The sequence below is a fragment of the Elusimicrobiota bacterium genome, assembly GCA_026388155.1.
Lineage (GTDB): Bacteria > Elusimicrobiota > Elusimicrobia > Elusimicrobiales > UBA9959 > UBA9634.
The window spans coordinates 25,140-50,956 of the sequence record JAPLKI010000017.1 but is presented as its reverse complement, the minus strand read 5'-3'; the positions used below and the strand labels follow the sequence as shown (position 1 = coordinate 50,956).

The window sequence follows — 25,817 nt, the reverse complement described above, 5'->3', positions numbered from 1 at the left end:
TTTAAAAATCGGCCGGGCGGCGAGGCAGCTGGAAAGCTGGACAGTTTTTTAAGGTTTACAGATCTTATGGCTGCCAAGCTGCCTCGCCGCCTAGCCGCCAAGCAGTAAAATAAATTATGCACCCGCAGTCTGATAAATTGGTCTGGTTTTCCCTGGCCGGCTCCGTGGCTTTCCACGGGCTTCTGTTTTTTTTGTGCCTGAAATTCATCCTTTTGCGCCCTGAAACCAGGAAGATAGTAATCGGCAATGTCGACCTTATAATGCAGGAAAAAGCCGCCCGCGCGCAGGCGGGCCCGGCGCGGAACAAAATTTTTAAATTCCTCAAACTCGCCCTGCCGCAAATTACCCGGCCGGCCGCGCCGGAAATGCCCGCCCTGGATATAAAAACGCCGGAAAGCCGCCGCAGGATTTTTGAGCTTCCGCAAAAACTTTCGGAACGGGAGGGCAAGCTGAAAGTGGAAGAAAAGCTGGACATGGCTGGTTCCAGGCGGGCCGCTTCCGCTATTAAGGACGCCGCGCTTGTCATGGCGCCGGAACGCGGACAGGCGGCGCTCGCTCCAAAAATTGAGCTGGAAGAGGTGGGGCTGAAAAAAGCGCCTAAACTGCCTGAAAATCTTAAATTTGACGACGAATCGCGCGAGGCGGTACGGCCTCGCGACATGGCGGAACTTGACATCGCCATCAGGCGGGCCGCGTCCGCCGCGGCCGCTCCGCAGGCTCTCTCAGGCAGAGCCGGTTCAATAATCGCGCCCCATGAGGCCGCGCGGGCAATTCCCGCCGCGCCTGAGCGCCTGCCGGAGGCCAGGCAGGCCAAAGAGGCGGCCATAAACCCCCGCCGCGCTCAGCCTGTCATTTCGGCTTCCGCCCTGTTGGACAGGGCGGGGGGGCTGAAAACGGCGGATGAGGGAAAAAAGAAAATTAAAATTACCGGTCCGCTTTCAAAGCGTAAAATACTCAGGTATTACGCTCCGCCCTTCCCCGCCTGGGCGCGTGAGCGCGGCCTGCTTGAAGCCGTTGTGGCGCTTAAATTTTATGTTGACAACTTAGGCCGCGTACTTGATACCGTAACGGTGGAGAGCAGTTCCGGCTACGGCGCCCTGGACAGGCTGGCCGTTGAAGCCATAAAACAATGGGCATTTGAGCCGTTGGACGGCCCGGCGTCAAACCAGTGGGGAGTTATAACTTTCAGATTCGTGAATTAGGGCTTGTGACCACGAGCCCTAAATAAAGGAGTCTTATTTATGTTGAAATTTACCGGTGTATTTATCCTTATCCTGGCGGCCCCGCCGCTGGCCGCGGGCGCGGAAGTAAACGCCTCCACTGCGGCTTATGATTCAATTCCCCGGGAAGTGGTCATAAAATCCGAAACCGACTCGGAAATGCGCACAAAAAAACCGCCGCTTGAAATTAAAACCGATGAACTTGAAAGTATTGAAAAATCACTGGAGCCGGATACGGAACTGTTTCTTTTTGAGTCCGGCGATTTTGCCGGCTATTCCAGAAACTATCCTGAAACAATTTCCAGTTTCCGCGTTATAAAGCCCTGGCGCACGGGGTTCGGCGATATGCCGGTTATCACGTTTTATCCCGGGAAAAAATTCAAAGAGTTGTTCGGCCGCGCAGACAGCGGCCGCACCTCTAAAGAAATACAATGGACGCTGTCCGTAACCGACGAGGAGGGTAAAATCTTTCAAAAGTACGGCGGCGCGGGCTTTCCGCCTGAAACTATAAACTGGAGCGGTGAAAACGACCGGCATGACTGGCTGAAGGCCGGGCACAGCTACGCTCCCGTATATGTGTTCGTGGACGGGGATGGTTCATCCAAAACGGCGATAGGCGAGCGTATAAAGTACACCGCTATGGTTTTTCAGAAGGAAGGCGGTACCGGCATCGGCCTGGATTCGGCTGTGGTTTTCGGGTCTGACAAAGCGCTTAAAAACATAGAAACACCGGACGGGGAAGCCATGCTGGACGCCGCGACCGACCTTGTCAAAAGGCGCTATTACGGCCTGCCGATGAAAGTGAGTGTGTACGCGCAAACAAAGGAGCTGGCGGACTTGCAGGCGGAGTTGATAAGGAAATATCTTAAAACCGGGTTAATGGCGGCGGAAAATATAATTTCCTGCGAGGGTTTTGCGGACACTTTCTCACAGCAGCGCGTTGACATAATGCTGGCGAATAAGTAGGTTTTCGTGCTTTCTGTGCATGTTAATATATGGACAACTTATCGTTAAAAATTCATCTGCCTGCCTGCCTGCCTGCCTGCCTGCCTGCCTGCCTGCCTGCCTGCCTGCCTGCCTGCCTGCCTGCCTGCCTGCCTGCCTGCCTGCCTAGATTTTTTTGGCATTTTTTCAGGCTTTTGTCAATGCTTGCGCAGATGCCGTATCGGGGGTTATGCCCCGCTTTTTTGGGTTATAATGTTCAGCCCAAAAGGGCGGGACTATGCCCATCAGACGGCCGACAAAATTCACCCACAAACTTCCGCCCGCTATTTCAATACTTGCGTAGGTGCCGCAACACGCACGATGTGCATCAAGCGGCCAGCGGGCGCGCGTTGTACTGGCGAGCGTATATTTCGATGCAAACCCGCCCTCACACCAACCGGGTTGGTGTGAGGGTAAAAAGGCGGTATTTTTATGAGCATTAGCGAAGAATATAAAACAACCAAGGAAAAACACGCGGACGAGATCTTGCTTTTTCAGGCCGGGATTTTCTACAGGATAATGTTTGAAGACGCTAAAAAAGTAAGTGACGCGCTGGGCCTTAAACTGCGTGTTGAAGGAAACGCCGACGCGCCGCTGTATTTTTGCGGTTTTCCCAAAAGCGGGCTGGATAAGTATATAGGCAAACTTGTGAGAGCGGGCTTTTCAGTCGCGGTTTGCAGCCAGATAAAGCTGGATGGCGGCGGAGTTAAAAGGGAAGTTTCGGAAATAATAAAATGCTCAAAGACCTGATAGTTTTCCAAAAAGCGTATGAGCTTTTAAAATGGATTCATCTGGTGACGGCCAAATTCCCGAAATCGGAGAAGTTTGTGCTGGCGCAGAAAACGGAGAATGCGGCGCTGGACTTTCTTGAGGCGGTTATCGAGGCCAATGAAAGCGTTGATAAAACCGAGCCATTAAAAAAAGCCGTTCTGGCCCTTGAAAAACTGCGGATCTGGCTGCGCCTGTCCTTTGAAATGAGATATATCGCCATCAAGCAGTATGAATATGGTTCAAAAATGGTCGACGAGGCTGGCCGCCTGCTGGGCGGCTGGAATAAACGTTTTGGCGGCGCTGTGCTGCTGAAATAAAAGTAAGAGAGTATGGAGAATTAGTTTTCCTTGTTGTTTAGGAGATTTCTGCTTCGGGAGGTTCAGCGCAGCGACCAAGCGAAGCGCAGGAAGCAAGCGACGAGTTAACGGAGGGCAGAGCCCTCCTTGTGGAGCACCGGGCGCCACCTTATAAAGCCCGGCGGTTAATCCGCCCCGCGCGCTGTGCAGTGCGGCGCGGGGTGCGACAGAGGGGCAGGTCCGAAAGAAAGCGGTGATCCGGGGTGGCAACTGGAACAACGGCGCGAACGACGGGGTGTTCGCCTTCAACGCGAACAACGCCCCGTCCAACTCGAACGACAACATCGGGTTCCGCTGCGGCAGAGGGGAGCGCTCGTATTGTTTTATCGCGAGCGCTTGTGCCAGATGACGCGTCTTTACGGAGGCGCGTTCCGCGCAACCCTCCCTACGGCAGACCTGCTCCTTTCACCTCCCCAAGTTTGGGGAGATGAGAAAAACGAAGCGCCCCGGGGAGGCCTGGTAGTCCGCCTCAGGCGGACGAACGGCCGAACCGGGCGATTTGGATTATTATTTTGGGGTTTCCAGCAGGGTAATACGGCTTTCGTGGTTTTGCAGCTTATCGTGTTGCTCCATCAGCATATGGCCGCGTTCCAGATCCCTTCTTCTATAATTCCTGGCTTCGCCCGCGAATTTGTCTATCGCGGACAGGATTTCGCTTTTGAAACCTCTGAGCGCTGTCATCATATTGTTTTCTGCCCGGTCTATATGCAAATGCGTTTTAGCCAGTTCAACACCCAGTGTGTTTACTTTCTGGTCCAGCGTATTCACTTTCTGGTCCAAAAGGTCCATATTAGTTTTCAGTTCGGTTTTAACGGCCTGCAAGTCGCCTTTAACAGCTTGCAAGTCGCCTTTTGTGGCTGGCTGGTTTTCCCATTGATTATCCGCCATAACTTTTTCCCTCCAATTCTTTTCTTCCATTCTTTGAGTTCCCAGGCGAATGCATTGCGATCATCCTTTATTATAACGGCCAGCTTGTTTAGCGCGTCCAATATCCGGTTTATATCGTCTTTTGTGGCAAGTCAGTCCCAACTAAGTTCTGCCATGCGATTATTTTACAAGATTTCAGTTGACCGCGTAAGGGCCAAAAGGCCCATGGGAGTGGAGGATGAAAACCTATAAATTACTTTATGAGCAAGTGTGTTCCTTTGAAAATATGTATGAGGCCTTCCGCAAGGCGGCCAAGGGGAAAAGCCTGCGTCTGGACTGCGCCGGATTCGCCTATAACAGAGAGCGGGAAATTTTTAAACTTCAGGCGGAACTGCTGGACGGAACATATCGTCACGGGCCTTACAGAGAATTTGAGGTCAGGGACCCGAAGCGCCGCCAGGTAAAGGCGGCTCGCTTTTGTGACAGGGTGGTACATCATGCGCTTTGCAACATTATTGAGCCGATATTTGAAGCCCGTTTCATCCCAGACAGCTTTGCCTGCCGCAAAGGCAAGGGAACTTTTGCGGCTCTGGCGCGGTGCAGCGCGCTTGCGCGCCGTTTTTCAACCGGTTATGTTCTTAAGGCGGATATTTCCAAGTTTTTTTATAGCGTGGACCACGCTATTATGCTTAATACGCTGGGCCGCCGGATAGCCGATAAACGGGTGCTGGCCTTAATCGCCGAGATACTTGGTTCCTCCGAAGACAAGCGTTTCAGGAGTTATTTCCCAAATGACGACCTGTTCGCGCTTCAGCGGCCTACCGGCATTCCAATAGGTAACCTTACTTCGCAGTTGTTTTCCAATATCTATCTGACTGAGCTGGATTATTTTGTCAAACAGGAACTGCGTTGGAAGCCATACCTGCGCTATATGGACGATTTTCTGTTTTTCGGACCGGATAAAAAAGAGTTATGGTTTGTCCTTTCCCGAATTGAGGCGTTCTTGGCTGAAAAATTGAGATTGCGCGTTCACCCGGAAAAACGGACGGTTTCCCCTGTGAAATGCGGAATTGACTGGGTGGGGTATACAGTGTTTCCGGAGCGTGTGCGGGTCAGGCGGCGCAATATTTTCCGCTTCCGGTCCCGGAACCGGAAACTGCGCGAGCTTTTTAAACGCGGACGAATTCATGTGCGGGATATAAAGCAGTCCGTAATGAGTTTTTGCGCCTACACTTCGCACGCCGACGCGAATAAACTTACCCGGGATTTACTGGAGCTGGAAATTTTTTAATTCCAGGGACCGCCCTCGAAAAAGATGTGATATGATGAGAAACAGAAATCCGTTTCAACCGGGGATAAGAGTTCCTCAAGCACGACATCCGAGGTTGAAAAACAGCACCATGCTTTTGCGCCCGAAGATTATGGCCGTTTAAAAAACCGGGAATTCCTGCTTTTCCATGAAACCGGCGTCGCGCCCGGCCGGGTGCGCGATATCGACAGCCGGCAGAACGACGCTATAAAAACCATTGATTATACCCCCAGGACTGATTTGGTCGAATATATGAAGGATTTATGATAAACTAAGCGTATGGTGCCGCCGCAAGGGTTGTTTCCTATATAGGAAAACGGTATAAATAAGAAAAAGACCTTGAAATATTTCCTATTTTGTGCTATATTCCTATATAGGAGATAATTATGACATTTTCGCCCCTACTCACTGGAAAAGAAATTTTAGCCAGGATTGAAAGCCAAAAAAGTCTCTATGCCCCTCTTCAGATCGTTTCGATAGAGGAGCAGCCAGTGGTCGGCTTGGGCTATAGGCCGGATGTCAGAGTAACTTTAGGCTTGCAAAACCGCAATGTTGTTTTCTTTGCGGAAATCAAAAACAGGACTGCCCCAAAGATAATAGAGGAAACCCTCTGGCGCATCAAAAAAATGGCTGTTTCCGCCGGTTCAAACTTTTTGCTCATTGTCCCGTATCTGTCCCCCAGTATTGTGGAATTGCTTAACAGTGAGAAGGTAAACGGTATTGATTTGAACGGCAACTATCTTATACAGGTCCCGGATATGATAGCCATGCGTTTGGACCGGAAAAACAGCTTCCCCGAATCCCAGCCGATTAAAAACATTTTTGCCGGCAGTAGTTCACTGGTGGGAAGACTCTTTCTCGCTGCCGCCCGCCGATTCCAATCTGTTAATGAGGTTTTTTCCGGTATAAATAATCTTGGTGGTGGCCTTTCCATGTCCGCAGTATCCAAAGTCCTCAAAGGTCTTGAGGAAGAATTGATTATCGAGAAGGGGGCTGACGGGATATCCCTGCTTCAGCCGGAGAAGCTCTTGCAAAAACTCGGTGAAAATTACCGTCCGCCGAGAATTTTGGGTTCGGTAAAGTTGAAGATCCCGGGGATAACCGGCCAAACCGATTTAAAGATGACGGATGAACTGGCCGGCGCTTTAAAGGGAGGCCGGTGGGTTATCTCAGGGGAGAGCTCTGCGCGGCGTTACGCCGTCATGGCCGACGCCTCGGTGTTAAAACTATACGTCACGGATGACGCTTCCCTGTTGAAATACCAGGATGACCGGTTTTATAATGTGTTGGCGCAAAAGACTGATGCCGAGTTCCCTTATTTCGACACCAGGGAAAACAACGGCTTGCGCTGGGCCTCGCCGGTGCAATGCTGGCTGGAACTTTCCAGGCTGGACAAAAGAGAACGTGAAATTGCGGCCGGGGTGCGCGAGGTTATATTAGGGAGGTCAAAATGACCGCTGGTGATAACGATCCGCTGGTCTACCATCTGGCTGAACTGGCCAGGGAACTGGACACGGAAAACATTCCAATCATCCTTGGCGGCGGCATGTGCCTCTATCTGCGCCAGAAATTCCTGAGCGTCCGCAATCCGCGTTACCCTTTCGACCTCCCGGCGCGCTCAACCGCGGACCTGGATATATTTCTGTCTTCCCGGCTTATCATCGACGCCGGAAAAATTGAAAGTCTCAGGCGGGTGATTGGCCATTTGGGCTACAATGTTTTGCCGGAAGCCAAAAACTTCCAATTTGCGAAGAAAATCATGCTTTATGGTCAGGAACGAACAATTAAAATAGACCTTCTTGCCGCCCCGCCGCGCGATGAAGATCTGTCCCTGGTGTCCGTTCATGGGCTGCGGATCAAACCCAAGGGCGCGGCGGGTATTCATGCCTACTTAACGGATGAATCAGAGGGAATAGAATTCGGAAAGCTGTTCATAGACCCCGGACGCCTTGAACCTTCGCTCACTCTGAAAAACAAAATCCTCTTTATCCCGTCGGCTTTCAATTTCCTGATCCTTAAGTTCCACGCATTTAATGACAGGAAAAACGATGAGGCAAGAGATTTAGGGCGCTATCACGCCTGGGATATTTTCGCGACAGTAGTCAGAATGAGCGAAGTAGACTGGACGGACGCCAAAGAGCATTTGGCCGCCCGCGCCGCCCGCCCTTACATAAATAAAGCCGCCGAAATCCGTAAAACTGATTTTTCCGCCCGGACCGCTTTAGGCCTGCTGCGCCTTAGAGAGAACGAAGCCTATAAGCGGGAACGGGACCTTTACGACAAATACCTGGAACCGTTTATAGAGGACCTTGCCGCCCTGTTGCCAGATTTGTAATTTGGCATGGTGGGATGTCATAACCTGCCGTGAATTATTGGTGATGGAAAAGTGTCTTGAAAGGGGGTCTTATGAAAAACAAAAACGGAGCTGTCATAAGCGAGGAAATAGTTGTTCTGGGAAAGACGGTGAAAAAATCTGTTCTCCCGGAAATCTACCGCCTTGCAAGCGCTAATAAGGCGGCGCTGGAAGAAAATATAAAGGGTATGATGGCGGCGCAAGGCTTTACCAATGCCGGCAGTGCCATGGCGCAGTTGGAGAGCGACCTCGAAAGTTAAGGAAGAAAATTTGGACTGGTAAAGAGACAAGTTATCTGTAGAAGAAGAACGGGTGCGGGTTACGGTTGCTCTACGCTGATTCCCAGTGCGTTAAGGACAGCATCGGTCAAGGCTTCCACTGTTGACGAAGATAGCTTCCCTATGTGCGGACCGAGGCGGGCGGCGTCAAGCGCCCGCATCTGAAAGGCCAGAGCCACGCTGTCCCGCGAAAGCCCCCCGTCTCCCTGTCTAATAAGACATGTGCCGGGCAGGCCGAGGCGTTTAATATTGGATGTTAAAGGGATACAAAGTGCCGTGGAGGTGAACCGTGCCAGGTCCGGATTCTGAAAGACGACAATTGGCCGTGTTTTGCCCTGCTCAGATCCACGGACGGGTTCAAGGTTTGCGTTGTAAACTTCACCGGTAAGAACCTTGCTCATGACTTGCGGTCCTCCCTCTCAAGCGATTTGGACCACTCGTCCATGTCAGCGTTGATCCAATCTGAATCTTCCCTTGTTTTTTCGTGCCCCGGCATTTTTAATAGATCTGTTGTTTTTAAATCAAGTGATCGGGCCACGCGCTGGACAGTTGCTATCTTGGGCGCGTGGCGACCGGTTTCAAAACGGGCGATATTTGCCCGAGCAATCCCAGTCAGCTTTGCCAAGTCTTCTTGGGTCAAATTCTTTCTCTCACGCGCGGTCCGAATCTTTTGGCCTATGGACCAGGCCAGAGCGCCGCCTTTACTTGCTTTGGTTTGAATATAAATTCTGCCCCTGCGGTTGATCACGCCAGCGGCAGGAAAGGTAATAATCTGCTTCAAACCTTGAAGAATCTGCGGGTTGAATGCTTGGTTGAGTACCCCGATAATTCGTTTGGAATTATCGAACAAGCGTCTTTCGCCCGTTGATAGCTGAGTGATCGGCACGGTCATTTGGCTGGCTCCTTTGCCGCAATCTTACCGAGCAGATTGCTATTTTCGGCGCGCAGTGCGACAACCTCCACACGAAGATGCTCATTAACCTGCCGAAAGGCCTCATACTCACGATAGAGCATTTTATAATGCTCCACCAGTTTGTGATACATGGCGATCAGTTTATTACGCTCTATTTTGACGGTGGTCATTTCATTGGCCTGAACCAGATTGCCGATAATGCTCCCGATTGCGACAATACCCAGAAGATCGTGATTGGCAGAAATAGTTTTCATGGTATCCTCCTGTTATATTGTATCACAAATGATACATTTGTCAAGAAGTGGTAAAGGCGAGTACCCAAAATCCTTGGAGAGTAATAAACAGGGGAAGACGAATGAGGCGAAACAGAAGTGAAGGAGGGCTCCGGGGCAACTGTGAGCGCCGGGAGGAACTCTTATTGATAGGGATTAGGAAGAATTTTTGCGGGTATTCATTATCGGCTTTTCAAAGTAAGTTATCTCGAATTGTAAAAAGCAATGTGCCCACACCATGAGGCACATCTCTTCAAAAGTGGTGCAATTTTTGGTGCAACTCGGGAAACCCGGCCCATCATAAACTGGCATACACGGTCAAAGTGGGGTTTGGAATTTACGACGGGGAACCGAAACTGTCAAACGCCATCATAATACGAGTTTCGCTTACAAGGCGGTTGCTCTACCGCTGAGCTACGTCGGCGTTTGTATTGCTAATTTTACAATATTTATATGGGCTTTAATTCGAGGCAGCGGAGTACAATGTTGCCTGAATGAAAAAGTATAATAGCCTTCATGCCGCAGATCAGCCGGAATAATCCAGAAAGCGCGACGCTCAAACGCTGGCTCGAAGCCGCGGTACTTGCGGCCGCGGTGGCCGCCGCGTTCGCGAACTCTCTGCCCAACGCATTCGTCTTTGACGACCGCCGGGTCATCGTGGAAAATAAGATGGTGACCCGGGCGGATTTCAAGGGAATATGGACGCGGCATTCCTCATGGTTTCCGGACAAGGATGATATAGTCTGGAGGCCGCTGACCTCCACGAGTTTCGCCCTCAATTGGAAGCTGAAAGGATCCAATCCCGCGGACTTTCGCGCCTTCAACCTGCTTATACACACCGCCAACTGCGTCCTGACGGTCCATCTGGCCGAGTTTCTGGGACTCGCCGGACCCGTCCCCATGGTCGCCGGACTTCTTTTCGCCCTCCATCCCATCCATACCGAGGTTCTCAATTCCATTGTGGGCCGGGCCGATCTTTTGGCCACGTTCTTCGTGCTGCTCGCCTGCCTGGCCTATGGGCGCGGCTGGCGCTTCCGGGCCATGGTTTTCTTCGGTCTCGGCCTGCTCTCCAAGGAAAGCGCCGTTCCTTTCATTTTGCTGGTTCCTCTGATAGCCTGGGTCAAGTTTCCGGGCCGCCCCGACTGGCGGCGCATTTGGCGCGACTGCATACTGCTCGCGGCTATCGCGGCCGGGTATATTATTTACCGTGAGATGGCTATCGGGGCATTTGTGCCCCGCCTGAGCGTTCCCTTTTGCCACGGCGATGCCGCTGTCCTTGCCGGGAAATCCGCGCTGGCCCTCGACAACCCCCTGGCCGCCATGCCGTTTCCGGAAAGATTCTCGAACGCCCTTTATATACTGTGGCGCTACCTGCTGCTTTGCCTTCTGCCCTGGACGCTTTCGGCCGACTACTCCCCTAACGCCATCCCGCTCCTCGGGGTTTTTGCTTTCCGGAATATTTTCGCGGCCGCGGTACTCGCCGCTGCCTGCGGCCTTATCTGGAAATGGTCCCAAAAACGCCGGGAAGTCCTGTTTTCCGCCGGATTCTTCCTGCTGACTTTCACGCTGGTCTCTAACATTCCCTTCCCCATCGGCACCATCATGGGTGAAAGGCTCGTGTATCTCCCGTCTATAGGTTTCTGCCTGCTTGTGGCCATGGCCCTCTCGAAGCTTGGCCGGCGCCCCTTGATAGCTCTTGCCGCCCTGATCCTCTGTTTTTACGCCGGCCGCAGCTTCGTGCGCAACCGGGATTGGAAGGACGACAATACCCTTTTTCTTAGGACCGCGGAAACTTCCCCCGATTCCATCCGGGCCATGGTCAATGCCTCCCAGGCGCTGGTGGAGCGCAAGAAATTTCAGGAAGCGCGGGACCTGGTCCTGCAGGCCCTCAGGTTGTCTCCGACCACCGACAAGTTCCCCCTTCCCTATAACGTTCTGGGACTGGCCTACATGGGATCGGGAAACCTGAAATCGGCAGAATTTGCGTTCCAGGAGGCCGCTAAACGCGACCCGGGAGATTTGGACGCTCTGGTGAACATCGGCATCATTTTCGCCAAAGAGCGACGTTACGACGGGGCCATCTCAGCCTTTGAGACGGCTCTCCTGCAGGAGCCCGAGGCCGCGAAGCTTCACTATAATCTGGCGCTGGCCTGCAAGCAAAAGGGCGAAGTCGTATATGTCTGGGGGCAAAAAGACGAGGCCCGTGAACTTTTCCGGAAAGCCAGGGCCCATTACGATAAAGCCCTGGAACTTAAGCCTGACTATATGGAAGCCCGCGCCAGTTCCCAGGCGCTTCTGCCCTGGCTGCAGAAGTAAGGTCAAAAACAAAAACGCGTCTGCACTGCCGGTGAAAAACAGTAAAAGACCTGCCTGTATATCGTATTATCTACTATGGCTTTGGAGCTTATCATAGGCGGTTTGCTTGTTCCCGTTGAGATCGACGGGCCCGGAGAATACTTAACATCCGCCGCGCGCAGGCTTAAGGTCTCCGGGCATGAGCTCAAGGTCGTCCGGATACTTTCCAAAACGCTGGTTTCCGGCGACAGGCGGCAGTTCTACTACGAATTATCGCTGGTTATAAGCGTCCCCGCCGGTTACGAGAACAAAGACAATTTCCCTCTGTACGCCGGAAAACCGGCTGCGCGGCCTAAGCCCGCGCCGGCGGGCCGGCGGCCTGTAATAATCGGTTTCGGCCCGGCCGGGATGTTCGCCGCGCTTGAGCTTATCGAGTACGGGCTTAAACCCCTCGTCTTTGAACGGGGCAAAAAACTGGAAGAACGCCACGCGGACGTGCAAAGATTTATCAGCGAACGGACGCTGGCCCCGGAGTCCAACATTCAGTTCGGGGAAGGCGGCGCCGGCGCCTATTCCGACGGAAAACTGTTTTCAAGGCTTAACAATTCCGCGCACGCAAGCAAGGTGCTGGACACTTTTATTAAATTCGGCGCGCCGCCGGAAACGGGGTATGTCAGCAAGCCGCACCTGGGCACCGATGTGCTGCGCAAAATAACGGCCAATATCAGGAATTATATCCTTCAGGCGGGCGGCGAAATATATTACGGCTCAAAAATGACGGATATACTTATCTCCGGAGGCAAAGTTTCCGGCGTGATAATTAATGGTTCGACGGAGCGCCTTTGCTCAAGCGTCTACCTGGCTATAGGCAATTCTGCGCGTGACACCTTTGAACTGCTGCACAAAAAAGGCGTCAGCCTTGAACCCAAGCCCATCTCGGTGGGAGTGAGGGTCGAGCACCCGGCCAAGACCATCAACCTTATCAGATACGGCAGCAAGTATAGGGATTTTCCCGGCATAGGCGCCGCCACCTATTCCTTTAACTGTACGAACCGCAAAACCGGCCGCGGCGCGTACACCTTCTGCATGTGCCCCGGCGGCGAGGTTATAAACGCGTCCTCGGAAGAGGGCGGGCTCGCGCTCAACGGCATGAGCTACTCGGCCAGGGACTCCGCATTCTCAAACTCCGCCATCGCGGTAACCTGCACCACCGCTGATTACGGATCAAACAACCCAATGGCCGGAGTTGAGTTCCAGAAAGATATAGAGCGCAAAGCTTTCAGCGCGGGCGGGGGTAACTGGAAGGCGCCGGCGCAGAACCTCAGGGATTTCTTAAGCGGGACGCCGTCCGCCGCGTTAAACAGTAATTCCTACAAGATGGGGGTTAGCAGCGCGGACCTGAACCGCGTCTTCCCGGCTTTTATAAGCGAAACGCTTCGTTCCGCTTTTAACCAATGGAAAACGGAGTGCCCGTTATTCGTGGGCGACGACGCCATACTTATGGGTCCGGAAACAAGAACCTCCTCGCCTGTGCGGATCAGGCGCGGGAAAAATTTTGAATCGGTAAATATACGGAACCTCTACCCCATCGGCGAAGGGTCGGGGTATAGCGGCGGGATAACCAGTTCCGCCTCCGACGCCATAAAAGCCGTGGAAGCCGCGCTGCGGGGCGCGGGCGCGGCAAAAACCGAATGTGCGGTCTGACGCTGCCATGGCCATACTGCTAAGTTGTCAAAATCTTTCCAAAAGTTTCGGGGTGCGCCCGTTGTTCGAGGGGCTGTCCTTCGGTCTTTCCGAGGGCGAGCGTACCGGGCTCATAGGCCCCAACGGGGCCGGCAAATCCACGCTGCTGAAAATACTGGCCGGGAACGAAACGCCCGACTCCGGCGAGGTTACAGCCCGGCGCGGCCTGCGGCTGGGTTATCTGGCCCAGCAGGACCGCTTCGAAGCGGCCCCGCAGGACTGGAACGTCCGTGGCGAGGTCGTAAAGGCGCTGCAAGGCCTCGGTCTGCAGGACTATGAAATAGACATGCGCGCCTCGGCCGCTCTTGCGGCCGCCGGCTTCACGGACCCCGCGCGGCAGGTAAACGCGCTTTCAGGCGGCTGGCGCAAGCGCCTGGCCATACTTGCGCAGGTAGCGCGCGGGCCGGACCTGCTGCTGCTGGACGAGCCTACCAACCATCTTGACATAGAAGGCGTGCTCTGGCTGGAGAGGTTTATTTCGGAACTCAAATTTCCTTTTCTCGTGGTCACTCATGACCGCCGTTTTCTGGAGCGCGTCACCAACCGCGTGATAGAGCTGAACAAGCGCTACCCGGATGGGCATTTCAGCAGCGTCGGCAACTACAGCCAGTTCCTTGAAAACCGAGAGGCCTACTTTGATACGCAGGCTTCGCGCGAAGACTCGGTGCGCAATATCGTGCGGGGGGAAATAGCCTGGCTGCGCAAAGGCCCCAGAGCTCGCGCGACAAAGCAGAAGGCCCGCATAGACCGGGCGGGGGAACTGATAAATGAACTTTCAGAACTGGAATACCACAACGCGCAGGGCCGCGCCGCCGATATAGACTTTACGTCCGGGGACCGCCAGGCCAACCGCCTTATAAGCGCCGTGAAGGTTGAAAAAAGCCTGGGCGGCCGCAAGTTGTTCGGCCCGCTGGACCTGACGCTCACCCCCAGCGACAAGCTGGGCCTGCTGGGCGGCAATGGCAGCGGCAAAACGACCCTGCTTAAAATACTGGCCGGCGAACTTGCCCCGGACACTGGCACGCTGAAACAGGCCGAAGGTCTGCGCGTGGCCACCTTTGACCAACACCGCGCCCGCCTGGACCTGGACCTCACGCTCAAGCGGGCCTTGTGCGGCAACGGCGAGCATGTCTGTTATAAAGGCGCCAACATCCATGTGCGCGGCTGGGCCTCGCGCTTCCTTTTCCGCCAGGAGCAGCTGGACATGCCGCTGCGGCTGCTGTCCGGCGGCGAGCAGGCCCGCGTTCTTATAGCCGGGTTCATGCTGCGGCCCGCCGATGTGCTGTTGCTGGACGAGCCCACAAACGACCTGGATTTACAATCACTGGAGGTGCTTGAAAGCAGCATGCAGGAATTTCCGGGCGCCCTGGTGCTGGTCACGCACGACCGCTACCTGCTTGAGCGGGTAAGCAGCCGCCTGCTGGCGCTGGATGGCCGGGGAAACGCCCGCTTTTTTGCCGACCTCTCCCAATGGGAGAGCTGGATGGCGCAGCAGCAGGAAGAGCTGCCGCACGCGCCCGCTGTCGGCGAACCCCAGCAGGGCCCTTCCGCCAAAGAGACACGGGAGCATAAGAACTCCCTCCGGAAACTGGAAGCCGAAATACAGACCGCTGAGGATAGGGCTGCAAAGGCCCGTCTGTCCCTTGAAGACGCCGCCATAGCCACCGACGCGGAGGAACTTGCCAAACGCCACGCGAAACTGGACGCCGCCCTGCACAAAGTGGAAACCCTCTTTGCCCGCTGGTCCGAACTGCAAAAAGGACGATAAGGGGATTTGTTTTAAATTTTTAGAATGAGCAGAAAAGGCAGCAGGATTTTATAGAATATTTGCGGAGGGAAAATGAAAAAAGTCGCCATGTTCATAGCTTTTCAGGGTTTTCGGGACGAGGAATACATTGAGCCCAAAAAAATACTTGAAGCCGCCGGAGTAGAAGTGGACACGGTTTCAACCGCAAAGGGGCAGGCGAAGGGCAAGTTCAGCGCCGTCGCGCAGGTGGACAAGGTAATTGACGAAATAAACCCCGCCGACTACGACGCCCTTACTTTGGTGGGGGGGCCGGGCGCGCTTGAGCATCTGGACAACCCGAAGGTTCAGGCTGTTTTTAAAAAAGCCGAAGGGCTCGGCAAGCTTATAGGGGCCATCTGCATTTCGCCCGTAGTGCTGGCCCACGCCGGGCTCTTAAAAAATAAAAAAGCCACTGTCTGGCCCGACGGGTCCGGAGAACTTGAAAAAGCCGGGGCAGAGTATACCGGCGCCGAAGTTGAAATTGACGGGAAACTTATAACCGCGTCCGGCCCTGTTCCGGCGCGCGCTTACGGCAGGGCGCTGGCGGAAGCTTTAAAATAATCACCAGTTGTATAAAGGCCAGTTGACATCCGTTCTATTGTTTTGTAAAAAATATGACATTTTAATTTCGATCCAAGACAATGTTTACGCGGCATAAATTCTAAAGTGCGACAATGATAAAAAAGTTCATTTTCCTGGCCGGAGCCGTGCTCATTCTCTCTGCCGGCGTTTGCAGGGGGGAAGGGGCGCTTAAAAAGGCGTCTTTTGTTCCGTTGTGGAGCCCGCAGGCCCAGTTCGCGGGGTATTATGTCGCTCATGACAAGGGTATTTACAAAGCTCACGGGCTTGACGTAAATATCCTCCCCAGCGGGCCGAATGTTCCTCCCGGCCCGATGCTGAAAAGCGGCAAAACCGATTTCGCCCTCCTTTGGCTTTCAGCCGGGGTCAGGGAGCGCGCTAACGGCCTTCCCGTAGTCAACCTGTTCCAGTCAACGCAGCGTTCGGCGCTCATCCTTGTGGCGAGAAAGTCGAGCGGCATCACCAACCCCGGGGACCTGAACGGCAGGAAGATAAGCTATTGGGAAGGAGACCTCAGTATCCAGCCTAAAGCCTTTCTTTCAAAATACAAGATCAAGGCGACGAGTGTTCTGCAGGCTTACACCCCCAACCTGTTCCTGCGCGGCGGGGTCGACGCGGTCTCCGCCATGGTGTACAACGAATACCATACCATCCTTAATTCCGGCCTTAACCCGGAAGAGCTCATTCTGTTCCATTACGAACAGTATGGCTTGAATTTCCCGGAGGACGGCATTTATGCCGGGGAAAGCCTGTATAAACGCTCTCCCGCAATGTGCCGGGCATTCGTGGAGGCTTCTTTGGAAGGGTGGAATTACGCGTTCGCCCATGAAGAAGAGGCGCTGGATATTACCCTGAAATACATGAAGGACGCGGGCCTGCCCGCGAACAGGGCCCATCAGAAATGGATGCTGGAAAGAATAAAAGAACTGATGGCGCCTGTCGAAAAGGGAGGGGCCGCGGGGGTCCTTAAAAAGGACGATTATAACCGTGTAGCCTCCGAGATGCTGAAAATCGGCGTCATTAAGGCTATTCCCGATTTTACCTCATTTTATAAGCCGGTGCTGCCCCGATGATAAAATACAAAAGCCTGGCCTTCAAGCTTATTCTCTTCCTTTCGGGAAGCTGCTCGCTGATACTGCTGGTGATCTTCACGGTCAATTACCGGTTTTCCAGAAAGATGATATTGAAAAGCGTGGAAGAGAATGCGCGGAACCTCACGCTGCGGACCGTTAACAAAATAGACGCCGTCGCGCTTTCAGTGCAGAAGATCCCCAATGGCCTGGCCCGTTTCCTGGAAAGCGGGACCATTGACCGGCAGCGGATGCTTACCATGCTCCGCACTGAGGTGACAGAGAGCAGGGAGATCGTAGGAGGAGCGGTAATATTCGCCCCCTACGCTTTTCAAAAAGACCTGCGCTACTATGCCCCGTATTATTATGAGTCGGACGGGAAACTGCAATACTCCGACTACCCCAATTACTTCCTTGAAGACGTCTACCAGGTGCCCATGGAACTGGAGGCTTCCGTATGGAGCGAGCCTTACATCGACGCCAAGGCGAAAATACTTGAGGTTACCTATTCCGCGCCGTTCTACGGGCGGTCCGCGGGGAAAAGACAAATTAAAGGCATAGTTACCGCGGACATTTCCCTGGCATGGCTGGAGAAAGTGGTCTCGTCCATAAAGGTGCTGAAGACCGGTGACGCTTTCCTTATTTCCCGGAACGGCACTATCATAACCCATCCCGTGAAAGACCTCATCTCCGGGAAACAGGCAGGAAGATGATACGCGGCGAATCCGGCTTTGTGCGGTTTACGTCGCTTGCGAGGCATAAAGCAAGCTGGATGTGCTTTGAACCTGTGCCGTCCACCGGCTGGTCGCTGGGCGTGATATTTCCCGAAGACGAGTTTATGGAAGACATAACGCGGCTGAACCATGTTGTGGCCGCTGTCGGGTTTGCCGGCATGGCGCTGCTGGTCTTAGTTATTTTCATTATTGCGCGTTCCATCACCGGACCTTTGCACGGTATGGCGCATGCGGCGAAAGCTATCGGCGCCGGGAACCTGGACGCGGAACTGCCGGCGGTAACCTCCGAGGATGAAGTGGGGCAGCTGGCGGCGGCGTTCCGTTACATGAAAACATCGCTGAAAAAATATATCAGCGACCTCAAAGAAACGACCGCCGCCAAAGAGCGCATTGAGAGCGAGCTGAATATCGCGCGTGAGATACAGTCGAGCATGCTGCCGCACATCTTCCCGCCGTTCCCTCATAAGAAGGAGTTCGAGCTTTTCGCCGTGATGGTGCCGGCGAAAGAAGTGGGCGGGGATTTTTTTGATTTTTTCCTGACCGCGGAGAACAAGCTCTTTTTCCTTATAGGCGACGTTTCCGGCAAAGGGGTGCCGGCGGCCCTGTTCATGATGATCACTAAAACCCTGATGAAGAACGAAGCGCTGCAGCACCTGGCGCCGCATGAAGTGCTGTGCAAGGTCAATAAGATCATCGCTCTCGACAATGATTCAGCCATGTTCGCCACTATTTTCTGCGGCGTCCTGGATACGGAAACCGGCGAAGTGGAATTCGCGAACGCCGGGCATAACCCGCCGGTACTCTGCCGCAAAAGCCTTCCAAATGAGTTTCTCAAGATGGACCACGGCTTTGTGCTGGGCCCCATGCCGGACTCGCAATTCACCGTTCAAAAGACGCGGCTTGACCCGGGCGACACGCTGTTCATGTATACCGACGGCGTGACCGAGGCGATGAACCCGCAAAAACAGCTATTTTCGGAAAAACGGCTTCAACAGGTTCTGACGGGGCTGCAGGACAGGGATGTTACGGCTCTTATTAACGCTCTGCGCGCCGAGATCAAGCTTTATGCCGGCAATGAGCCCCAATCGGACGATATAACCATGCTGGCCCTTAAATTCAGGGGCGGGGCTTGAAATAAAAATCAAAATTAAAGAATGGCGGGGATCCGGGCGGCTTTCAAACGCCCGCGCCGCGGTTTGTTAAATCGCGGCGCGGGTTTTCCGTTCAGGACTTTTTAGGGCCGCGGTATTTAAGGACTATCATTGTGATGTCGTCGGACTGGGGGGTGCCGGCGGCAAAGGCCGCTATTTCCACCCGTATCCTGCGCAGTATGTTCTCCGCGCTTTCGTTTTTAAGCGTGTTAAGGACCGCCTGCAGTTTTTTCTCGGAGAACAGCGCGTTTTCAGGGTTCATCGCCTCGGTCACGCCGTCCGTATATAAAAACATGGTGTCTCCCTCCGACAGCCGGATTTTGCCGGAATTGTACGGGAAACTTTCAGCCACCCCGAGGACCATCCCGCTTTCCATTGTGAGGAATTCAAACCGGCCGGGGCCCGCGCAGAGCAGCGGCGGGTTGTGCCCGGCGTTCGCGAATTCCATTTCGCCGGTTTCCGTATCCAGAACGGCGCAGAATACCGTGGCGAACATGCAGGCGTCGTTGTCGGGGAAAAGGATGGCGTTGACGGCGGCCAGGATCTTGCACGGGGGGAGGCCCCTGAGGCCTTCGGTTTTAAGCAGGGTCTTGGTTATCACCATGTACAGCGCGGCGGGCACGCCCTTGCCCGATACGTCCGCGATGATGATGCAGAGCTTGTTTTCCGTGACGAAGAAAAAATCAAAAAAATCCCCGCCCACTTCCTTGGCTGGTTCCATTGAGGCATGCAGGTCGAATTCTTTTCTTTCCGGGAACGGGGGGAAAAGGCGCGGGAGCATGCCGGCCTGTATCCCCTTCGCTATTGAAAGCTCGCTTTCTATCCTTTCTTTGGCGGCGGTCGTTTCCTGGAGGTTTTTGATGTACACTTTCAGGTCGTCCGTCATCTTGTTGAAAGCTCTCGCCAGGTCCCCGACTTCGTCGCCTGAGGCTTCCGCCTGGTGGAATGAGAGGTCGCCTTTCGCCACTTTCTCCACCCCGTCGTGAAGGGCCAGGAGCGGCTTCATCATGGCGGCCGTAACCCTGTCGATCACTATCACCATGATCAGGAGCAGAAAGCCCATTATCAGGATGAGCTTGTTGCGCAGGCTTGCAGTCGCCTTTTCAGCCTTTTCCATGGAAAAGCCGACCCGGAAAGCTCCCCAATGCCGGCCTTTCACTAAAACCGGGAAGGTAACATCCCACATAAGTTCGCCGGTATCCCTCTTGTATATCTGGAGAAAATAATTGTTCTCCGCATGGGAGGCGCTTTTTATTCCCACTTCGTCGTTGAAAATACGCTTGGTCCTGTTGTGCAGAAGATCGAAGGCGAAATCCCCCGTCAGCGGCCTGTTGTAGATCGAGTTATGAGCGGGAACATAGCCGTTTATGTCGACCATGACCGCATAAGTGAACTGCGGATCCCTGAGGAATTCGTCTTCTACCGGCAAAACCAGATTGTCCAGATAGGAGTCCATTCCGGTTGCATAGTGGTATTTCTGCACGGAGGAAAGGCTTTTCGGCTCAATGCCGGCGGCGAGGTACTTCCGGGTTATAGCGGAAGGAAGCTTAATAGGGACCAGTTCCCGGTCAAAAACCTCGTTTATTGAAAAAATTCCGTTGTCGATCATATTGTCCAGCGTGTTGCCGGTAAATCTGGCTCCTACGGTGGCCGCCGTGATCCCCTTTTCCAGTATAAGCCGGTCCATTTCCTTCGTGCGGTTTCTGATAAGGCCAACGGTAAATAGCGCCATCAGGAGCGACATTATGGCGATCAGGGCCAGGGATATTTTTGTGGAAAGTTTCCTGAACATTTTACTCTCCTCTCCCGTATAGGATCCTCAAAGCTCCCCAGTGGCGGTTCAGCACGAAAACGGGGACCGAAATGTCGGCGGTGATTTCCCCTGTGTCCCTGCGGTAGATCTGTAAAAGGAACTCCCGGGTATTTATGGCGGCTTGGTAGCCGGTTACATCGTTGAAAATGCGTTTTGTCCTGTGGTTTTTCAAGTCAATTTCCGGGTTGCCGGTCAGGGGACGCGAATATTTTGAATTATGAGAAGGAAGATATCCGTTTATGTCCAACAGCACAACGGCAAGTATTGCCTTGTCTTTGGCCAGATACGAATCCTCTATCGGGGTTATGACCTTGTCCGTATAATCGTCGTAAAATGTTGAAAAGGCCGGGGGAGATGTAACGGGCAGCAGGGGAAAATAAAGCGTGCTGAAGATCTCTTCTTCGTTTTTTTGGCCTGATTTAACCGCGTTTTCAAGAGCCCTGGCGCATTCGCCGGCGGCCGCTTTCGCCAATGCCAGTATCCGCTTGTCCGTTTCCGTCATGTCTTCAATGCTTATCGCGTTTCTGGCCAGGCTCTCGGCCGGGGAACTTTTCCCGGCGCCGGCCCTGAGTTCTTTTTTCTGCGCGGCCGCGGCATGGGAAAGCGGGATGAGCGGGAAAACGAAAAAAAGCAGCAGTATGGAAATAATGTGTTTCATGCGTGGCTCAGGTAATGAAAGTCCAAGATTGATCAGCGAATTCATATCAGTCCGTCCTTCTGAAAGCTCCGGCCTTTCTGAAACCTTCGCGGATGAAGATCGGCCCGGCAGGATGCTTTCGCGTGGATCTTTAAGTTCCCGTGCTTCAATTTTAAAGTCCCCGGTTTCTATTTAAGCAAATACGGCATGGGGTAGAAAAGCGAAAAACATCGCGGCCGGGCCGGAATTGTTTCTTTTTCAAGGGCTTAAAATAATAACTTGCCGTATACCTGACAATTCTGCTATAAATTAACGTGCCGTTCCGGGTAAAACGGATTAAGGAGGAATCTATGGAGCTTATGCAATTCGAGTTTTCGGACCTTATCGCCGGTTATGTGACCAATTTTGACAAAGATAAAAAAATTTTCGGGCTGAAAACCACGGACGGCCGCGAGTTCCAGGTAAAACTGACCAATAACACTTTCGCCCGCGGGCTACGCAACCTGGAAGAGCCGTATTTCGACTGCACAGGGCAGCTTGCGGAACTGCTGGTTCCGGGGCAGTACATGTTCGCCTACGGGGTTTTCTATCCGGAAAAAGGGAGCCACGTTTTCGAAGCTAAGACGCTGGATTTCCCCGGGCGCAAGCTCGGAAAGTTCAGGTTCGAAGAGCCGGACTGGTGGATAAAACAGGCGCGCAGCATAGCGGATTTTTTTATCAGGGCGCAGTTCCTGGGCAAAGAGATAGATTACCGCAATTACCGCACGTTCCTGAGCCTCGGCGGCAACCGTAAAGGCGATTTCCGCCAGGAAACGGACACCATCTCGCGCCTGGTGTACGGTTTCGCCTCCACTTTCCTCCTGACCGGAGAGGACCGGTTCCTTGAGGCCGCGGAAAAAGGCACACAATACCTGCGCGACCACATGCGGTTCTACGATTATGACGAAAACATCGTCTACTGGTACCACGGCATCGACGTGAAAGGCGAGCAGGAGCATAAGATATTCGCCTCTGAGTTCGGCGACGACTGGGACGCCATCCCCATGTACGAGCAGATCTACGCGCTTGCGGGCCCCACGCAGACATACCGGATAAACGGCGATCCTTCCATCATGAAGGATATTAAGATGACGATCGACCTGTTCGACCGTTTTTTTATAGACAAAAAGGGAGAGGGGTATTTCTCGCACCTTGACCCCATTACTCTTGACCCCCGCAGCGACAGTCTTGGCCTCAACAAGGCCCGCAAGAACTGGAACTCGGTCGGCGACCACGCGCCCGCGTACCTTATCAACCTCTACCTTGCCACCGGCGACCCGAAATACAAAGATTTTCTGGCTTATACCGCGGACTGCATCGTAAATCATTTTCCGGATTATGAGAACAGCCCGTTCGTCAATGAGCGCTTTTTTGAGGACTGGAGCCACGACCTGACCTGGCGGTGGCAGCAGAACCAGGCGGTAATAGGCCATAATCTGAAGATAGCCTGGAACCTGATGCGCATTAACAGCCTGAAACCGGACAACCGCTACGTTGAGCTGGCAAAAAAGATAGCCGAGGTGATGCCGAAGGTCGGCATGGATAAGCAGCGCGGCGGCTGGTACGACGTCATGGAACGCACCCTCAAACAGGGGGAAGAAGCCCATCGCTTTTCCTGGCACGACCGGAAAGCCTGGTGGCAGCAGGAACAGGGGATTCTTGCGTATCAGATATTGTACGGAGTGCTGAAAGACAAGGAATATCTCAAATACGGCAGGGAATCGGCCTCGTTCTATAATTCGTTCTATCTTGACCATGACGACGGCTCCGTGTACTTCAACGTCTTAAATAACGGCCTGCCCTACCTGATGGGAAATGAGCGTCTTAAAGGCAGCCATTCGATGAGCGGCTATCATTCCATAGAGCTTTGTTATCTTTCGCAGGTGTATACTAACTTTCTCAACACCAAACAGCCGCTTGATCTGTATTTCAAACCTATGGTCGGCGGGTTTGGCAATGATGTGCTGCGGGTCCAGCCCGACATCCTGCCGCAGGGCAGCGTGCGCATCTCGGCTGTCTGGATAGACGGCAATCCGTGGACCAAGTTCGACGCCGAGAAACTGATCGTGGAGCTGCCTAACCTTACGTCCCGGCCCAAGATAAAAGTGCGGCTCGAGCCTGCGGCCTGAGCGAGGATATCAAAAATATGGAAATAAAGACCGCGATACACGATGAAGTCAACGTAATCAGCATTTCCGGGAGCCTTGACGGCGCTACGGCCCCGCAGGCGCAGGAACAGATCCTGCCTAACATCGCTTCCGGCTGCTGTCTGGTGCTCGACTTTGAAAAGTGCGTATATATATCCAGCGCGGGGCTGCGGGTGCTGCTGATGATAGCGAAACAGCTGCCCGCCAAAAACGGGTGCTGGGCCTTCGCGGGGCTCTCCGCCGAGATAAAAGACGTAATGGATATGACCGGCTTCAGCAGTTTTTTCTCCATCTTTGATACGGTGGCGGAAGCTGTGGCCTCGGTCAAGAACGTACACCGTTAAACATATGCTGCGCATCGATACACATCCGACACACACCGTTAATGGCTTCGAAGTGCGGGTAGGCAAACCGCTGCCTTTCGGGGCGACGATAGTGCCCGGAGGGGTGAATTTTTCCGTCTATTCCAGCCAAGCCCGCTCCTGCGAGCTGGTCCTTTTCAAAAAACACGGGGCCCGGCCCTTTGCCTCCATCCCGTTCCCCGACGAGTTCAGGATAGGCAATGTATTCACCATGGTCGTGTTCGATCTGGATTACGAGGATATCGAGTACGGCTTTCGCATGGACGGCCCGTTCGCGCCCAATGAGGGGCACCGCTTTGACAAGACAAAGATCCTGATGGACCCGTACGCGAAAACCATAGGCGGCAGGGACGTCTGGGGCGTGGACCCGGACTGGAGCGACATCTACCCGCACCGCGCCCGCGTGCTTCTGGACGATTTTGACTGGGAGAACGATCATCCCCTTGAAACTCCCATAGAAGACCTTATTATCTACGAAATGCACGTGCGCGGTTTTACCAGGCATCCGTCTTCCGGCGTAAAACATCCCGGGACGTTCGCGGGAATACGGGAAAAAATACCGTACCTCAAAGAGCTCGGAGTAAATTGCGTGGAGCTGATGCCGATACACGAGTTCGACGAGTTCGAGAATTCGCGCGTGTCAAAAGCCACGGGCGAGCGGCTGATGAACTATTGGGGCTACAGCAACGTCGGTTTTTTCGCGCCCAAGTCCGGTTTCGCCGCCACGGGAAAGTTCGGTATGCAGGCGGATGAGCTGAAAACCCTTATCAAGGACCTTCACAAGAACGGCCTTGAGGTTATACTGGACGTGGTTTTCAATCACACCGCGGAGGGCAACGAACGCGGCCCTTACATCTCGTACCGGGGCATTGACAACAAAACATATTACATCCTGACGCCCGACGGCTATTACTATAATTTCAGCGGCTGCGGCAATACCCTCAACTGCAACAACCCGATAGTGCGCAATATGATACTGGACTGCCTGCGCTACTGGGCCACCGACTACCATGTGGACGGTTTCAGGTTCGACCTCGCCTCCATACTGGGGCGCGATCAGAACGGCGCTCCCATGCACAGCCCGCCGCTTCTGGAAACGCTCGCTTTCGACCCGATACTCGGCAAATGCAAACTGATAGCCGAGGCCTGGGACGCGGGCGGCCTTTACCAGGTGGGTTCGTTCCCTTCATGGGGGCGATGGGCCGAATGGAACGGCAAATTCCGCGACGACGCGCGCAAATTCCTGAAAGGCGAACCGGGCCTTGCCGGCGCCATGTCGCAGCGCCTGCAGGGCTCTCCCGACCTTTATCAGTGGCAGAACAGGGGAACGCGCGCCTCTATCAATTTCATAACCGCGCATGACGGATTTACACTGATGGACATGGTTTCTTATGACGGGAAGCATAATGAGGCCAACGGCGAGAACAATTCGGACGGGTCCAACGACAACTACAGCTGGAACTGCGGCTGGGAAGGCCCGTCAACGGACCCCGGGGTCAACAGCCTGCGCGTGAAGCAGATAAAGAACGCTCTGGCCATGCTGCTGGTCAGCCGGGGGACTCCCATGATCCTTTCCGGCGACGAGATGGGCAATGTGCAGGGCGGCAATAATAACGCCTACTGCCAGGACAACGGGATATCGTGGCTGGACTGGGGGCTGCTGAAGGACAACGCCGGGCTATTCAACTACTGTAAAAAGATGATAGCGTTCAGAAACGCGCATCCGGCGCTGCGTTCCTGCCACCATTTTACGAACAACAACTTAAACAACGGCTACCCGGACATCTCCTGGCACGGAACAAAGGCCTGGAGCTGCGACTGGGCCCCTGAAAGCCGGGTACTCGCGTTCCTGCTGAACGGCGAAAGCGTGAAAGTCGGCGCCGTGTGCGACACTTTCATATATGTCGCGATGAACATGCATTGGGAGATGCGCGGTTTCGGGCTGCCCCAACTGCCGCAGGGAATGCGCTGGCACGTTGCGGTAAACACGGATATGCCGTCGCCGGAAGATGTCGCGGAAACAGGGCGGGAGAAAAAAATCGAAAATCAGTCCGAGTTCCTTGTCGGTCCTCGTTCGGTAGTGGTTCTCTTGGGAAAATAACGTAAGATAAGGGACCCGGCGGCAACAGACGGAGCAG

The 25,817-nt window shown here is 53.8% G+C and carries 25 protein-coding genes; 19 read left to right on the top strand and 6 right to left on the bottom strand.

The window, feature by feature from the left end; genetic code table 11:
- Window positions 1-116: 116 nt before the first annotated feature.
- From NTX59_07645 to NTX59_07625, 5 genes are all read left to right on the top strand, one after another.
- On the top strand, window positions 117-1,202 hold the full coding sequence (locus tag NTX59_07645; protein MCX5785547.1) for a TonB family protein: 1,086 nt from the start codon (window positions 117-119) through the stop codon (window positions 1,200-1,202).
- 39 nt (window positions 1,203-1,241) lie between these two features.
- On the top strand, window positions 1,242-2,186 hold the full coding sequence (locus tag NTX59_07640) for a hypothetical protein (protein MCX5785546.1): 945 nt from the start codon (window positions 1,242-1,244) through the stop codon (window positions 2,184-2,186).
- A 450-nt stretch (window positions 2,187-2,636) separates the two neighbouring features.
- The gene (locus tag NTX59_07635; protein MCX5785545.1) at window positions 2,637-2,954 is read left to right on the top strand and encodes a hypothetical protein; all 318 of its coding nucleotides are present in this window, start codon (window positions 2,637-2,639) and stop codon (window positions 2,952-2,954) included.
- Entirely contained in the window at window positions 2,939-3,292 is a 354-nt protein-coding gene (avd, locus tag NTX59_07630; protein ID MCX5785544.1) for a diversity-generating retroelement protein Avd, read from the top strand. The genes NTX59_07635 and avd overlap by 16 nt, the downstream gene beginning before the upstream one ends.
- A gap of 232 nt (window positions 3,293-3,524) precedes the next feature.
- Window positions 3,525-3,680 carry a hypothetical protein gene (locus tag NTX59_07625; GenBank protein MCX5785543.1) on the top strand — a complete coding sequence of 52 codons (156 nt, stop codon included), beginning with the start codon at window positions 3,525-3,527 and terminating at the stop codon, window positions 3,678-3,680.
- Between the two features lie 158 nt (window positions 3,681-3,838).
- Here NTX59_07625 and NTX59_07620 read toward each other — a convergent pair whose 3' ends face one another.
- The gene (locus tag NTX59_07620; protein ID MCX5785542.1) at window positions 3,839-4,249 is read right to left on the bottom strand and encodes a hypothetical protein; all 411 of its coding nucleotides are present in this window, start codon (window positions 4,247-4,249) and stop codon (window positions 3,839-3,841) included.
- A gap of 187 nt (window positions 4,250-4,436) precedes the next feature.
- On the opposite strand from NTX59_07620, the gene NTX59_07615 reads away from it, so the two are divergent.
- The 4 genes from NTX59_07615 to NTX59_07600 all read left to right on the top strand — a co-directional run bounded on the left by NTX59_07615 (window position 4,437) and on the right by NTX59_07600 (window position 8,120).
- Complete coding sequence (locus NTX59_07615; protein MCX5785541.1) at window positions 4,437-5,489, top strand: reverse transcriptase domain-containing protein; 1,053 nt, start codon at window positions 4,437-4,439, stop codon at window positions 5,487-5,489.
- 404 nt (window positions 5,490-5,893) lie between these two features.
- Window positions 5,894-6,961 carry a hypothetical protein gene (locus tag NTX59_07610; GenBank protein ID MCX5785540.1) on the top strand — a complete coding sequence of 356 codons (1,068 nt, stop codon included), beginning with the start codon at window positions 5,894-5,896 and terminating at the stop codon, window positions 6,959-6,961.
- Window positions 6,958-7,842, top strand: a complete 885-nt coding sequence (locus tag NTX59_07605; protein ID MCX5785539.1) for a hypothetical protein — start codon at window positions 6,958-6,960, stop codon at window positions 7,840-7,842. Before NTX59_07610 ends, NTX59_07605 begins: the two co-directional genes overlap by 4 nt.
- Before the next feature lie 71 nt (window positions 7,843-7,913).
- Window positions 7,914-8,120 (top strand): hypothetical protein, encoded by a 207-nt coding sequence (locus tag NTX59_07600; GenBank protein ID MCX5785538.1) that lies wholly within the window; start codon window positions 7,914-7,916, stop codon window positions 8,118-8,120.
- Between the two features lie 59 nt (window positions 8,121-8,179).
- Here the strand turns inward: NTX59_07600 and NTX59_07595 are convergent, their stop codons facing one another.
- From NTX59_07595 to NTX59_07585, 3 genes are read right to left on the bottom strand one after another with little or no spacing between them, the layout of a single operon-like run.
- Window positions 8,180-8,539, bottom strand: a complete 360-nt coding sequence (locus tag NTX59_07595) for a type II toxin-antitoxin system PemK/MazF family toxin (GenBank protein ID MCX5785537.1) — start codon at window positions 8,537-8,539, stop codon at window positions 8,180-8,182.
- Window positions 8,536-9,030 carry a helix-turn-helix transcriptional regulator gene (locus NTX59_07590; protein ID MCX5785536.1) on the bottom strand — a complete coding sequence of 165 codons (495 nt, stop codon included), beginning with the start codon at window positions 9,028-9,030 and terminating at the stop codon, window positions 8,536-8,538. The genes NTX59_07595 and NTX59_07590 overlap by 4 nt, the downstream gene beginning before the upstream one ends.
- Window positions 9,027-9,305 carry a hypothetical protein gene (locus NTX59_07585; protein MCX5785535.1) on the bottom strand — a complete coding sequence of 93 codons (279 nt, stop codon included), beginning with the start codon at window positions 9,303-9,305 and terminating at the stop codon, window positions 9,027-9,029. The genes NTX59_07590 and NTX59_07585 overlap by 4 nt, the downstream gene beginning before the upstream one ends.
- Window positions 9,306-9,839: 534 nt before the next feature.
- On the opposite strand from NTX59_07585, the gene NTX59_07580 reads away from it, so the two are divergent.
- The 7 genes from NTX59_07580 to NTX59_07550 all read left to right on the top strand — a co-directional run bounded on the left by NTX59_07580 (window position 9,840) and on the right by NTX59_07550 (window position 18,663).
- Window positions 9,840-11,639, top strand: a complete 1,800-nt coding sequence (locus NTX59_07580) for a tetratricopeptide repeat protein (protein ID MCX5785534.1) — start codon at window positions 9,840-9,842, stop codon at window positions 11,637-11,639.
- Between the two features lie 75 nt (window positions 11,640-11,714).
- Window positions 11,715-13,322 carry a dehydrogenase gene (locus tag NTX59_07575; protein MCX5785533.1) on the top strand — a complete coding sequence of 536 codons (1,608 nt, stop codon included), beginning with the start codon at window positions 11,715-11,717 and terminating at the stop codon, window positions 13,320-13,322.
- Complete coding sequence (locus tag NTX59_07570) at window positions 13,312-15,129, top strand: ABC-F family ATP-binding cassette domain-containing protein (GenBank protein MCX5785532.1); 1,818 nt, start codon at window positions 13,312-13,314, stop codon at window positions 15,127-15,129. Before NTX59_07575 ends, NTX59_07570 begins: the two co-directional genes overlap by 11 nt.
- Window positions 15,130-15,201: 72 nt before the next feature.
- Window positions 15,202-15,708, top strand: coding sequence for a DJ-1/PfpI family protein (locus tag NTX59_07565; protein ID MCX5785531.1), 507 nt, complete (start codon window positions 15,202-15,204; stop codon window positions 15,706-15,708).
- 113 nt (window positions 15,709-15,821) lie between these two features.
- On the top strand, window positions 15,822-16,799 hold the full coding sequence (locus NTX59_07560) for an ABC transporter substrate-binding protein (protein MCX5785530.1): 978 nt from the start codon (window positions 15,822-15,824) through the stop codon (window positions 16,797-16,799).
- On the top strand, window positions 16,796-17,509 hold the full coding sequence (locus NTX59_07555; protein ID MCX5785529.1) for a cache domain-containing protein: 714 nt from the start codon (window positions 16,796-16,798) through the stop codon (window positions 17,507-17,509). The genes NTX59_07560 and NTX59_07555 overlap by 4 nt, the downstream gene beginning before the upstream one ends.
- Window positions 17,506-18,663 carry a SpoIIE family protein phosphatase gene (locus NTX59_07550; GenBank protein ID MCX5785528.1) on the top strand — a complete coding sequence of 386 codons (1,158 nt, stop codon included), beginning with the start codon at window positions 17,506-17,508 and terminating at the stop codon, window positions 18,661-18,663. Before NTX59_07555 ends, NTX59_07550 begins: the two co-directional genes overlap by 4 nt.
- 91 nt (window positions 18,664-18,754) lie before the next feature.
- Here NTX59_07550 and NTX59_07545 read toward each other — a convergent pair whose 3' ends face one another.
- Both NTX59_07545 and NTX59_07540 read right to left on the bottom strand, forming a co-directional pair.
- Window positions 18,755-20,473: a SpoIIE family protein phosphatase gene (locus NTX59_07545; protein MCX5785527.1), complete on the bottom strand. Its 1,719-nt coding sequence runs from the start codon at window positions 20,471-20,473 to the stop codon at window positions 18,755-18,757.
- A gap of 1 nt (window position 20,474) precedes the next feature.
- Window positions 20,475-21,152 (bottom strand): chemotaxis protein, encoded by a 678-nt coding sequence (locus tag NTX59_07540; protein ID MCX5785526.1) that lies wholly within the window; start codon window positions 21,150-21,152, stop codon window positions 20,475-20,477.
- 329 nt (window positions 21,153-21,481) lie between these two features.
- Here NTX59_07540 and NTX59_07535 point away from each other — a divergent pair, with 329 nt between their 5' ends.
- From NTX59_07535 to glgX, 3 genes are read left to right on the top strand one after another with little or no spacing between them, the layout of a single operon-like run.
- Window positions 21,482-23,299: an AGE family epimerase/isomerase gene (locus NTX59_07535; protein ID MCX5785525.1), complete on the top strand. Its 1,818-nt coding sequence runs from the start codon at window positions 21,482-21,484 to the stop codon at window positions 23,297-23,299.
- Window positions 23,300-23,316: 17 nt separating this feature from the next.
- Window positions 23,317-23,661, top strand: a complete 345-nt coding sequence (locus NTX59_07530; protein MCX5785524.1) for an STAS domain-containing protein — start codon at window positions 23,317-23,319, stop codon at window positions 23,659-23,661.
- A gap of 4 nt (window positions 23,662-23,665) precedes the next feature.
- Complete coding sequence (glgX, locus tag NTX59_07525) at window positions 23,666-25,780, top strand: glycogen debranching protein GlgX (protein ID MCX5785523.1); 2,115 nt, start codon at window positions 23,666-23,668, stop codon at window positions 25,778-25,780.
- Window positions 25,781-25,817 lie beyond the last annotated feature (37 nt).